Origin of the sequence: Eubacterium sp. An3, from assembly GCF_002159465.1 — a bacterium.
GTDB classification, from domain to species: Bacteria; Bacillota; Clostridia; order Lachnospirales; family Lachnospiraceae; genus Anaerobutyricum; species Anaerobutyricum stercoris.
In genome coordinates this window covers 1-12289 of sequence record NZ_NFIR01000018.1, presented here as the reverse complement: position 1 = coordinate 12289, position 12289 = coordinate 1, and the positions used below count along the sequence as shown (strand labels likewise).

16 protein-coding genes are annotated in these 12289 nt (G+C 36.0%); 14 read left to right on the top strand and 2 right to left on the bottom strand.

The window, feature by feature from the left end; translation table 11 throughout:
- The first annotated feature begins 103 nt into the window (after positions 1–103).
- Both B5F87_RS13565 and B5F87_RS13560 read left to right on the top strand, forming a co-directional pair.
- Complete coding sequence (locus tag B5F87_RS13565; RefSeq protein ID WP_143405256.1) at positions 104–1357, top strand: hypothetical protein; 1254 nt, start codon at positions 104–106, stop codon at positions 1355–1357.
- Between the two features lie 131 nt (positions 1358–1488).
- A complete protein-coding gene (locus tag B5F87_RS13560; RefSeq protein ID WP_087281923.1) occupies positions 1489–1758 on the top strand; it encodes a hypothetical protein in 270 nt (89 codons plus the stop codon).
- A gap of 394 nt (positions 1759–2152) precedes the next feature.
- On the opposite strand, the gene B5F87_RS13555 is transcribed toward B5F87_RS13560, so the two are convergent.
- The gene (locus B5F87_RS13555) at positions 2153–2608 is read right to left on the bottom strand and encodes a hypothetical protein (RefSeq protein WP_087281921.1); all 456 of its coding nucleotides are present in this window, start codon (positions 2606–2608) and stop codon (positions 2153–2155) included.
- Between the two features lie 224 nt (positions 2609–2832).
- On the opposite strand from B5F87_RS13555, the gene B5F87_RS13550 reads away from it, so the two are divergent.
- The 11 genes from B5F87_RS13550 to B5F87_RS13500 all read left to right on the top strand — a co-directional run bounded on the left by B5F87_RS13550 (position 2833) and on the right by B5F87_RS13500 (position 10228).
- Positions 2833–3906 (top strand): hypothetical protein, encoded by a 1074-nt coding sequence (locus B5F87_RS13550; protein ID WP_087281919.1) that lies wholly within the window; start codon positions 2833–2835, stop codon positions 3904–3906.
- A 260-nt stretch (positions 3907–4166) separates the two neighbouring features.
- A complete protein-coding gene (locus tag B5F87_RS13545; RefSeq protein ID WP_087282049.1) occupies positions 4167–4739 on the top strand; it encodes a sigma-70 family RNA polymerase sigma factor in 573 nt (190 codons plus the stop codon).
- Entirely contained in the window at positions 4736–5434 is a 699-nt protein-coding gene (locus B5F87_RS13540; protein WP_087281917.1) for a DUF4367 domain-containing protein, read from the top strand. The genes B5F87_RS13545 and B5F87_RS13540 overlap by 4 nt, the downstream gene beginning before the upstream one ends.
- A gap of 76 nt (positions 5435–5510) precedes the next feature.
- On the top strand, positions 5511–5933 hold the full coding sequence (locus tag B5F87_RS13535; protein ID WP_087281915.1) for a hypothetical protein: 423 nt from the start codon (positions 5511–5513) through the stop codon (positions 5931–5933).
- 200 nt (positions 5934–6133) lie between these two features.
- A complete protein-coding gene (locus B5F87_RS13530) occupies positions 6134–6715 on the top strand; it encodes a hypothetical protein (RefSeq protein ID WP_087281913.1) in 582 nt (193 codons plus the stop codon).
- On the top strand, positions 6708–7469 hold the full coding sequence (locus tag B5F87_RS13525; protein ID WP_087281911.1) for a hypothetical protein: 762 nt from the start codon (positions 6708–6710) through the stop codon (positions 7467–7469). The genes B5F87_RS13530 and B5F87_RS13525 overlap by 8 nt, the downstream gene beginning before the upstream one ends.
- Before the next feature lie 176 nt (positions 7470–7645).
- On the top strand, positions 7646–8386 hold the full coding sequence (locus B5F87_RS13520) for a hypothetical protein (protein ID WP_087281909.1): 741 nt from the start codon (positions 7646–7648) through the stop codon (positions 8384–8386).
- 251 nt (positions 8387–8637) lie between these two features.
- Complete coding sequence (locus B5F87_RS13515; protein ID WP_087281907.1) at positions 8638–9012, top strand: hypothetical protein; 375 nt, start codon at positions 8638–8640, stop codon at positions 9010–9012.
- 390 nt (positions 9013–9402) lie between these two features.
- A complete protein-coding gene (locus B5F87_RS13510) occupies positions 9403–9606 on the top strand; it encodes a hypothetical protein (RefSeq protein ID WP_087281905.1) in 204 nt (67 codons plus the stop codon).
- 47 nt (positions 9607–9653) lie between these two features.
- Entirely contained in the window at positions 9654–10055 is a 402-nt protein-coding gene (locus B5F87_RS13505) for a protein-export chaperone SecB (RefSeq protein ID WP_087281903.1), read from the top strand.
- Entirely contained in the window at positions 10046–10228 is a 183-nt protein-coding gene (locus tag B5F87_RS13500) for a hypothetical protein (RefSeq protein WP_087281901.1), read from the top strand. The genes B5F87_RS13505 and B5F87_RS13500 overlap by 10 nt, the downstream gene beginning before the upstream one ends.
- A gap of 355 nt (positions 10229–10583) precedes the next feature.
- Here B5F87_RS13500 and tnpA read toward each other — a convergent pair whose 3' ends face one another.
- Positions 10584–10994, bottom strand: coding sequence for an IS200/IS605 family transposase (gene tnpA / locus B5F87_RS13495; protein WP_087281899.1), 411 nt, complete (start codon positions 10992–10994; stop codon positions 10584–10586).
- 87 nt (positions 10995–11081) lie between these two features.
- Between tnpA and B5F87_RS13490 the strand changes: the two genes are divergently transcribed.
- The coding region (locus B5F87_RS13490; protein ID WP_087281898.1) for an IS200/IS605 family accessory protein TnpB-related protein at positions 11082–12289 on the top strand (1208 nt) is incomplete at its 3' end.

Here is a 12289-nt window from a genome sequence, read left to right as displayed (position 1 = left end):
GAAGGTGCCGTCCGGAATCCGGACGGCCCATACATCAACCATCACGGTGACAGTAAACTTAGCAGTTTAAAGACAACTCATGAGAGCAGTCTGGTGACAGCTCATGAAATCAGCAACACTAAAAAAAGGAAATGAAATGTGGAGGTATATACCATGTAACCAATCGGGATATATGCTTAATGATATATACAACGCTATAATGGTTATGAATAATAATCGATTAGTAAAAATTCAGCATAATTTTATTTTCGATTTAGTTGTTAGACTGCAGATAACAGAATGTGCGGAAGGATATCATATCATTGTTTTGCCATTTGCCATTTTAAAATCAATTAATTATGATGAATTGGATAAAATATTTACATTATTATACACTGGTACAAAATACTTAAATTGTGTGAAAAATTATAAAGAACTTGAGAAAAAAAATAGAGACGATTGGAAACAGTCTTTAGCGATAGCTCAATATAGAGCGGTTGTTTATTGTTTTAGTAAATATATTGGGATAAACTTTAAAAAATTTTTAACAACAATATTAAATAGAGAAATAATGTTTTCAAATCGATATCAGGATTATAATTTTGATTCTTGTTTTTTAGAAAGTACAGATATGATTTTGTCAGAAGATTTTAAAGAATTTTTGTTAAAAGCATTATCATTACCAGAAGTATCTGCAATTGAAACAGAGACCAAGAGTTTTTCTTCTTACCTACAAAATTTTGGTAAATTATCATGTGATTATCGAACTATGTATTTATATATTTTAGCATTAATTGATGATCTCAGAAGAGGGAATACAATATTTTCCGATAAAAATATTCAGAGTGAACAAAGTAAACGATTTATAAGTATTGAGGAATTAGAAAATCTAATATTGTTGTCTTTTCCAGAAACTGATGAGGAAACAGTTCATTATGTTTTGACACAATGTATATATGCAATGTTGGAACAAAGTAAAATATCTAATGAAGTGTGTTATGATAAAGAAAGTGGGATAATTTATCGTGGATTAAAATATGGAGAAACAAGTGAAGCTTTATTGGATATAGCTGGCGAAATTTTTTATGCAGCAGTCAGTCAATATTATGATAAATGCAGATTGGATGGGAAATATAGGATAAATTATGATAAATTTTTGTACACTTTAAAAAATTTTTTAAGTGACAAACAATTATATGGCAGTGTTATAACTAGAGATGAATTTAAAATATTTTCTGAAATATTCAGAGATAAAGGAAATCCACAAGAAATTCAACGTAATATTGATAATAGACATTTTATTATTGATGATGAAGAAGTACCAACATATATAAAATCATTAAAACAATATATTCAAGAATCGAATATATATAAATAATAAGGGCAAAACAATTGACACAATATAAGAAGTGTTTAAAAAGAAATATAATCAGGGATTTTTTGGGTTTAGGATGTTTTTTTTGTATGATATAATGATGTATCATATATCATATAGAGAGGAAGAAAGTAATGCAGTATAGGAATCGAAAAAATATTGAACCGAGAGCCCTTGGAAAAAGATGGGCGGCAGTTGAAGTAAGACAGGTCAGTGGCCGTGTGTATAAGATAGTTCCTGGAAGTCTCTGCACACTCGATCCAGTGACGATGGTGATCGAAAGACCGGATTTGAAGATTATTGATGAAAATGGCGAAGAAATGCAGCCTACGGGTACTTTTTTTTGGACTGCAGAAACATTTGATCCTGCTCATCTTGTGGTAGATCTATACGAGGTAGAATGATTATTATGAGAGTAGACGCTGTTTGCGGCGTCTCTTTTTGTTTATAAGCCAACAAAAAACCGACCCATTGCCGGGTCGGGGAGAAAAAGGTGAGAATATATATATAAACAGCTTTAATGGCTGATGATGATATTATAATATGAATTTGTGAGCAAACGGTGATGGATGTATGCAAAAAAAAGAAAAGGGAATGTTTTCTGACGCATGGGTACTTGTTGTCTTTTTAAGAAATCATTTCTTTTTTCAAATATATCCTTATCTCCAATGCGGCACCCCAAATATGCAAGATTATTTTTATAGGAAGGCGGAATGCCTTCCTTTTTTGTGTACAAAGGCTGTGTTTGAAAATAAATAGCTGAGATTCAAAAAAGAAGAGATTTTTTTGGAAAGGGAGCTAGTTTTTGTGTTTTACGGTATAGTAAAAAGGAATATAAGTCGGTTTATATTCTGCTGGTCCCCAAAAAGGCATATCTTCTTCATCTTCATCTATGGGAAAAGTACCAATCCGATTAACATGAATTTCTAATTGATATGGTAACTGGGCGGATAAGTATTTTGGAAATTGATATAAAAACTCCATGGATAATAAATGATCATACGGAGTGGGAGTATAAAATAATTCTCCTGTAATTTTGCTGATTGGATAATTATTTTTGTATAAATACAGTAACAGTTCGTTAAATAATGGTATCCCTAAATGTTGTTTGTTTTCCAATGCAAACATGTTAATAATTTGCAGGATCCCCTCATCATACTCATATACTATACAAGCCAATACGTCATTGTACAAATTACCTTCTACGTACTGTATTTCTGGAAATCCATGGCTAAGTGAATGTTCGATTCTCATGAATTATTTTCCTCCTTGTTTCGATATTATCATAAAACAAAAATAATAAGATGTGTAAAAAAGAGACTTTCTTTCTTTTTTTATATATTTTGCGAATCTTATAAAAAGCTTTGTTTGTAAAGAATTTCAAAGTAAGGCTGAGATGAAATATTGATTTTAAAAAAAAATCTTTTTTGCATTCATATTATAGCTATAAATCATTTCAAATACAGGGAGGTATATACATGGAATTAACGTTAAAAGAAGCAAAAAAAATAATGAGAGAAACGGAAGGAAATCTTTTTCTCAATTGCAACCGGAAGTATACAAGACTTCCAGAAGGATTAGAAATAGAGGGTGATCTTGATCTTGCTCGCTCAAATGATGTAGAGTTGCCAGAAGGCATGACAGTTGGTGGAAACGCTATTTTGTACCATAGCAAAATAAAAAGCCTTCCAAAAAATATGAAGGTGAAAGGAAACCTTAATTTAAACTATACAGAAGAACTGTCAGAACTACCGGAAGGGCTGGTAGTTGAAGGAAATCTCTATTTGGAGTACACACGGATCTCTGAACTTCCGGCGGATCTGACGGTGAAAGGGTCGATCAACCTGTATGGTTCTCGGATCGCAAAGCTGCCAGAAGGGCTGACCGTCGGCGGAAGTATCACTTTAATGTATACAAAAATCACCAAACTGCCACAGAAAATGACTGTTGGCAAGTGGATTTACTTGAATGACAGTGACATTACTGAGATTCCAGCGGATCTAACAGTTGGTGGTGGTCTCGACCTGTTTGGCACAGGAATCACGGAACTGCCAGAAGGTTTGACGATTGACGGAAATCTTGATCTGAGTCGTACTAAAATCACTCAAGTCCCAAAAAATTTGACAGTCAAAGGAGACCTTAAGTTAACGGGGTCGAAAGTAACTAAACTGTCAGAGGGATTGTCAGTCGGAGGTAATCTCAGTTTGGATAACACCCAGGTCACCGAACTCCCGGAAGACTTAACGGTGGGAGGGTACCTTGACGGATGTAACACGCGGATCACGAAACTGCCGAAGAATTTGTCTGTAGACGGAGGTCTTGACTTGAGTAATAGTTGGATTACCGAGTTACCGGAAGGACTGACAGTTAAGGGATTCTTAAATATATGCCATACAAGAATTTCTAAACTGCCGAAGAATCTGACGGTCGAAGGAAACTTAAATTTATATGGCACACAAGTTTCCGAACTGCCAACAGATCTTATAGTTGGCGGTGAGATTCAGAGTCTTGGTCGTGGACCGTGGTGGAACGGATCATACTGTTGGCGGTAAGATTCAGAGTCTTGTCCGTGATGATGAATAAGGAGGAAAAAAGAAAAACAAATATCTATCCCCTGTCCAAAACGGATGGGGGATTTTTTTAACTCTAAAACAAAGATTATAGACGGGGTGTGCGCTTGTCTATACAATCGAAACATCTTCATCAAAAAAATATCAAAAAAAAATATAAAAAATGCAACTTTTCACGAAAAAATGCGTCTTTATATATAAGAGGGTTTATAATAATACCATATATGGGAGAGAAAAAAATAATGAAAGATGTGCAGATCATTGAGCTATTCTGGCAGCGGGATGAGACCGCACTGCTGGAAGTCGAAAACAAATATGCCAATTACTGCTTTGCCATCGCATGGAAAATACTTATGAGCAAGGAAGATTCCGAAGAATGTGTCAACGATACCTGGCTGGCGGCATGGAATACGATTCCGCCAAAACGGCCATCGATACTCTCAAGCTTTCTGGGGCGCATCACAAGAAACTTTGCCATAAGTAATCTCAGAAAGAAATATGCGGCAAAAAGGGCGGATATGTATATAAACAACATGAATGATATTCTCAGAGAGGTTGAGATTTTAAATCAGCAGACTATCCATTCTCTGGAACACGAAGAAGCGGAAGAAGAACTTGTCAGGCTTTTGAATGAATTTTTAGAAACACTGAAAGAGCGGGACAGAGATATTTTTCTGCGGAGATATTGGCACATGGATTCCATGGAAGAACTGGCAAAACGGCATGACCTTTCGGAAAGCGCCGTCAAAGCAAATTTATTCCGTACGAGAAAAAAACTGGAAAAAATCATGAGGAAGGAGAAATATCTGAAATGAAAAACGATCAATTTTTATTTTTGGATATTCTGGGACAGATTGACGATACCTTTATCGAAGCTTCTTCTCAGCCGTGGAAAGAAGAGGAAGCGGCAACTGGGGAAAACAGGAGCAGAGCTTCACGCCGGAGCTTCTTCCATGTAAGGCACCGTTGGCATATCGCGGTGGTCGTGATACTTCTGGCGGCCATGTCCATGGCAGTGCTCGCCAACGATGATATCCGGGAAGGTCTCCTGCAGCTCCGCCTCCAATTTTTCTCGGATAATGTCACCATTGACTCTGTGCAGGAAGATGCATCACAGCAGACTGATTCCCAGGAAGGAGAAACAACCGGTGAAGTTTTCCGTGCCTATAAATGGAAAGAGATTCCGGATGGATATCAGGTAGTATATGAGGAGGAAAATGCAGAATTCGGTTATTATGTGATTGATTTTGAAAAAGGAAATGATGATTTTATATATTACACGCAAAATGATGCTTCGACATTTACCACATCAATAACTTATGATGACGAAGAAGGTTATAAGCGAAAAATCGATTTGAATGGACTAGAAGCTTATTCTATTTCAGATGGAAGAAGAAATACAATTTTTTATGAGAAGGATGGATATTTATTTGAATTTTCATCGAATCAACCTGAGAAAAAAATAGAAGAGTTTATATTTATGTCCGGAGTATTGGAACAAGATAATTAAACTATTCTATAAACATTTGTTTTGGAGAAAGTTACTATTAATTTTTTATTACTATATTTTTTATTGGAGGTAAGAGATGAGAAAAGCAGGTTATTCAATTTTTTTTGCAACAGCAATGGTATTGATGTTAGGTCTGCCAGTAATGAAAGGAGAGACAGCAACTATTTCAGAAAGAAAAAACGACCAAATTGAAGAAATCATACCGACATATGAAAGTACAGTAAATGTTTCCCATTCATTTTCATTTTCTGGAAATCAAGCTAATTTGGCAGTAAATGTTAGTGCCCCTTCTTCAAAAAATGTATCTATAACAATGATTTTGCAACGAAAAGATGGTTCTTCGTGGACGAAGATAAAACAATGGACAAAAGAAGGAAAAGGTCGGCAAACCTTAGCAAAAAGTACAACGGTTACAAAAGGAAGGACATATCGTATGAAGTATACAGTGACGGTGGGTTCCGAAGTGATAAAAAACAAAACAGCGGCTAAAACAGCCTGACAGATACAGGCTGTTTAGATATTATATTTTTCAATATCAATATATGAGAGAGGGGGGGTTGATTCCAATGTTCGAATAAAATAGTAAATAATGGTATTTCTGATGATATATATTACTTTTTGATAATGCGTCACATCAAAATTTTCCCGAACTTACGAATGTCAGCGGGTGAAATATCTGAGAAAGGATTGGATTTAGCCATGAGTAAAATAAAAAAGAGGATATTTTTACCTATTGGTATTATTTTGGGTATTATCTTTGTTCTGATTTTTATATGCGAAAAAAGAAATTGGAATTATAGAAAAATGATCTCACATATGGATAAATATGTGATAGAGAATACCGATTTGGATAAGGAACTTGATTTTGATTTATATTTAATTAATGATGAGGAACAAAATAAAAAGTTATATGAAGATGACAACGGAATAATTAATTTTTATAAATCAAGAGAAGAAGAAGGACAGTGGGTAGTATATTTTGATTTCATAGGGAAAAGTAAAAAAAATTTTACAATTATTAACTTAGAAACGTGTGACAGAAAAACACAGACACAAATTTACACAGGAAATGTAGTTATAAGTTATATGATAGGAAATGATGAATACATACATATGCAGCACTGGAATGAAAAACAGGTTTTTTCTGATAGAGTGCGATTTGGGTATCAGATTTTTCAAAATACGGAGGAACAAAAAAAGATAAGAAACGAAAAGCAAATAAAAGTCCATTTTAAAATTAATGGACTGAAAGTGCAAAAATGGAGGGAAAAACATGAATAAACTGAGAAATCTTTTAATATTATTAATGGTGTTTACATTTTCATTTGGTATATTTCAATCAACGGTCTTAGCAAAGGAAAATGAAGCATATGGTTTTACTCAATCGGAGATAAATGATTTAAGTGATGATAGCTTAATTGATTTAATTGCTGAAAAAGTAGCTGATGATATCCCACTTTCGGATATCCAGAAAGAATTTGAAAAAGTAGGTGTTGAAGTTTCAGGAACAGAAAATTCAAATGCAATAACCAGAGCATCTCTTTCATCAGATGTAAAGCATACTCTTTATTGCGTTCATAGAGGAGGGTCACTCCCTTATTATCTGACTGCACAAGTGGTTGCACAAAAACCTTTATCGACTTCATGTGGAACGGAAGATGTAATTTCTGTCGAATGGAAGACAAAACAAGCTTCTTATTATAGTAACAAACCTGGTACCAATACGACTTATATGGATGGTAGTCAAAGGAGTAAAGGAATACTGTTATTTAATTTGCAAGATGTAAAATTAACTTCTAAAGGAAAATCAGCGCACTGCAGTGCTCTTGTAAAAGCAAAAAAAGGAAAAAAGAAAATAGTATTTGCATCAAGATATGTCCATACATATGAAAAGAATAATTACTCTTGGAATATTGGAGGAAATATTAAGTATGTTTCAACAGGAATAACTGGGGGATTAACTTTTGAGGTTTCTGGAAAACCGCTGGAATATTCCTGGAATCATTATGCTGACACTGTTGTGAGTATAAATTAGTACTTTTATAGGGTTAGACATAAATACAGTATGTTAGCGGTTCATCTGCACGCATGAATGCGGCAGCTTTCCCGCTAAATTACTTTATAAACGACAACCGGAAATATGAGGACAAATATATTGTATCACATTTTACGTGTTAGACAACTATATTTAGTACAATTTGGAGGTAAGAAATGATATCAAAAGACAAAGATATTAAGTATTATTTTATTGGAGGATTATTCATACTTCTTATTGGAATTTTGTTCTGCTCAATGAATATTTTTGCAAAAGAAGTGAACATAACAAATGATTATGTAAATGATAGCTGGAAAGAAAAAGAAATTGTTACCCCGGATAACATTGACTATATATCAGATAATGTAATTTCTTTTTCAAAAAAATATTCGATATCAGCTCAGTCTTTGGTTAAACCAGAAGACAAAGATGCAATAAGAAAAGATAGCATTCTTTATATTCTGGATGAAAATTCGGATGCAAAAGCAATTGTTTCTGCTTTAGAGGAGGGAGATAATTATAAGTCGAATTTAGATGACAGTGGTACTATAAAATTATATTCGCGTGTTTATTATGGGAAGAGGAAAGGTAAACTAAATCAACTATATATATATATGACATCTTTTAATGGGGGTTATAGTATGAAGGGGGCTAATGGGACTATTATTAAAAAGCACTTTGTTAGATATTCACAAAGTGGCTTTTCAGAAAAGACAGGCGGTTTGATTGATCAAATTAAAGAAAGTCCTGCGTATAGTCCAAGTAAAAAAACATGGTCCATAACACCACCTTCTAATTGGGTTGCGGTTTATCCTCAATCGGGAATGGGCGACGTTGGTTGTACGTACATCATTAAGTATCAGCGTCCTAATGGAAAAACATTTAAGCATAAGTTGGTTAATCATATCAACATGTAACAAATGCTTTAAATTAGGTGATCATATTAAAAGTCGGGAATTTATATGCTCTTATTTTTTTAATATTATAAATCCTAATTATTAAAAGATTTATTATATGAATTATTAAAAATATTTGATATCTTTATAGAAAGGCGATTGTTTTGTAAATTATATAAAAACTGTCTTGAAAGATTAGACTGGATCATTCTATATTAATTTACTACAAATAATCGCCTTTTCTTTTTTGCACGGTGAAAGGCGTTGATATTATGAGGAATCGTAATGGTATAATAATTCTGTTATTAATTGCATGTGTTTTTATAGCAATAATATTCTTTGTTTTGCATTTCCCTTCATCCACAGAAAGAATTTCAGGAAAAGAATGGATTGCGACATATCAGGATAATACTACACACCGTAAGTTAGAATTAGAGTACATCGGAAAAGATATTTTAATTTCTTCAATAAATATCAGAATAGAATCTGGATTATATAAAGAAACGTTACGCGAAGACTATGATACAAATACATTTTTAATAAGCGGTAAAAAAATAGAGTTTGATTTAAGTGATATAAAGCAAATGAGTGAGAGAATAGAAATTACAATAAAATATAATGATGCAACAGAAAAAATAATTATATAATAAAAGATGAGGACAAATATTTCAATGCGAGAAGACTGTTGTAGTCTTTCATATACTAAATTATTACCATGTTTCAATAAATTGTTATTTCCGTAAAAAAGATATATCATATTAACACAGACAGAGATGTACTGTATACGCTTGGAAACTGATACTTTGTATTAAATGTATTGTAAGTACGTCAGTCAAATGGGAAAAGCAGCTGTTTAACAGCTGTTTTTTTTGTTTATGCGGCTTTTTATAAATATATCATTCATTTCTTATTTTCTGAAAAATGTTCCGATACAATCCTCTTTCTCTTTATTTCAAAGAAATCATTTCTTTTATTGAAGTGCAAAATCCTTTTTTTCTCATATTAATATCGGAAGAAAGATAAAGGAGGTATGATCATTGACAAAAGAAGACTTCAGACTTCAAATGAGAATAACCAGAAACGCTTATATGCGAGCAAAGAAAAAAGAGGATGCGTTATACAATCTGCTGGAAAAAGAGTTCGATACAGATAATGCGGAGAAGCTACATGAAACTATTTCGCGTTATTTGTTATATGGCGAATGCGATTTTGATTCGTTATGGGAAGAACTGCAGGCATGACCTGATTCGTCCGATCTATCTCAAATAAAATAAGAAAGGAAAAAATCATGGAAAATGGAAAAAGCGTATTACAATTAAATAAATTAGTTTTTGATGAAATCAAATTCAAAAGATTGGGACTTTATTCTGATAAAAAGTTAGGGTTGAAATTCAAATCGACTATTTCTCAGCGAGGGAACGATGACTTGTATAAGGTTACATTATCTGTCGAAGGCAATAAGCCAGAAGAATATATTTTTGAAATATCTTTAACTGGATATTTCGCTATTGTCGACAAAATTCAAGACGACTTAAAAACGGATCTGCTTCAAAAAAGTGCAGTCGCCATCCTGACGTCTTATTTAAGAAGCGAGGTATCCCTTTTAACGGCGCAGCCGGGAGTAGAACCAGTTGTTTTACCACCATTTAATCTTAATAGTTCTAAAAGTTGGAGAAAATTATGGAAATAAAAGGCATGTCTTATAAAACGAAAATAAAATCAATATTGGAAAAATACATGGGATCACAGGAAAGTGATATCTTAATTTTAGATTCACAAGCAGAATCCCAAATAAAGCAGAATGAAAAGAGTCCAGATAATGTATTATTCTATGATGCAGATAACTCATCTGAATTGCAGTAAGCCAATGGATGAAGGATTACAGGTCTTATTTCTTTACCTTTTTGTCATCTGAGGAATATTATTCTTTTTGCTCCCCAAATGAAAATTTCTATTTTCGTCATATTATTTATGAGCGTAGAAATCCTATATGGGTTGAAAACGCGAACTTCATACATTTTTTTCCTTTCAGCCCGCCTCATAAGAGGCGGGTCTTTTATTACCTCTCAGAATTACTTTCCAATCCCCGTGAACTACTTTTATCATATTAATTCCAAGGAGGTGTTATTTATGGCATACATAATTTTATTTTTGATGAAAATGTTTCGATTATATAGATAAGCGCACACCCCGTCTACAATCTATGATTTAGGCGGGGTTAGCGTCCTTGGCTCTTAATGTACGCCGCTATGACCGCATGCGTCCGGTCACTCACGGAACATATGAAGTAACTGTCCGACCAGAAATATGGCTTCCAGTAATAAGGCTTCAGTTCCTCGGCAAACTCTTTACGCAGATGCCTGGATGTCACGGTCTTATAGTTGTTCACCAGTTTTGAGAGCTGCACCTGCGGTTTCGCTTCAAACAATATATGGATATGATCTTTGTCCATGTTGACTTCATGGATCTCACATCCCCAGCATTCTTCTATGATGTACTGAGTCAATCCTGTGAGCCGTTCCTTTATCCTCCCCACCAATACGGGATGCCGGTATTTTGTCACGACAACTAAATGGTACTCCAGAAGATAACAGCTGTGTCTGTTCGTTTTATATAATGGTTTATCCATTGACGACTCTCCTTTACAACTAATGGTAGGTATAGTATACTGTATCTATCATGAATTGTAAAGGATGCCGGGAAAGGAGGAAGTGCTATGGCTATCGTATCTTACGGCTTAAAGATCACAAATGCATACCATGTGTTCGATGCGACGCTGCGGATCTACCGTGCTGCCGTGAGGTACCTGATGGATATCGCTGACCTCCATTATGGAGACCTCCTTCCCCTTACCGGGTATATCACGGCAAACGGAAAGACCGTCACCGCACAGCAGCACCGCCAACAGTATATGGAACGGCTGGTCCACAGCACAAAGAGCCATCCTGCGGAGTACCCGAAGTTCGACCGGGACTTTTACAAGTTCCCGTCCTACCTGCGCCGGGATGCCATCAATACTGCAGTAGGCAATATCCTCGCCTACCATTCCCAGCTTAAAAACTGGGAAGACGGGGGCAGGCAGGGAAAGCGGCCATCCTTAAAACGGAACCCTCTGGCTATGCCCTGTTTTTACCGGGGGAACACCTACCTGCAGGACGGGACCTCGGTGTGCCTGAAACTGTTTGACGGGCATGATTGGGTCTGGAAGGATGTAAGGGTCCGGGAGACCGACTGGAAGTATGTATGCCGGCAGATGGCCGGATGGTCGGCAAAGCCTCCGGTCCTCACCAAACGGGGGCACCGGTATGAGCTGCGGGTCGCCTATACCCTGGCGAACAAGAACCTCCCGAAGTATAAAAAAGATAAGGATGTCACCACCGTCCTTGGGGTGGATCTCGGTATCAATACTGATGCGGTATGTTCAGTCGTACAAAAAGATGGAACTGTCACCGGGCAGCGTTTTATCGACAGCCCGGTAGAAAAAGACCGGATGGATGGACTGTTGAACACCGTGAAGAAGGCACAGCAGCAGGGGAACCGTAAAAACCCGCGCCTGTGGCGCCTGATCAACCATTATAACGAAGCGATAGCGGTAAAGACAGCGGCTGCGATCGTCTCCTATGCAAAAGAGGCCGGCGTGGATGTCATCGTGTTTGAACACCTCAAGATGCAGGGGAAGAAGCGCGGACCGAAGAAGCAAAGGCTGTCCCTGTGGAGAAAACGGGATATCCAGCGCCGCGTAAAGGAGATGGCAGCGCGGGCAGGGATCCGCGTCTCCTACATCTGCGCGGTGAACACCTCCCGTCTCGCTTATGACGGTTCCGGGAAGGTCGCGCGCGGGAAGGATGCGGGCTTTTCCTCCGCCAGCCTCTGCCGTTTTTCCACTGGGAAGGTCTACAACTGCGACCTTTCCGCTTCAAAAAA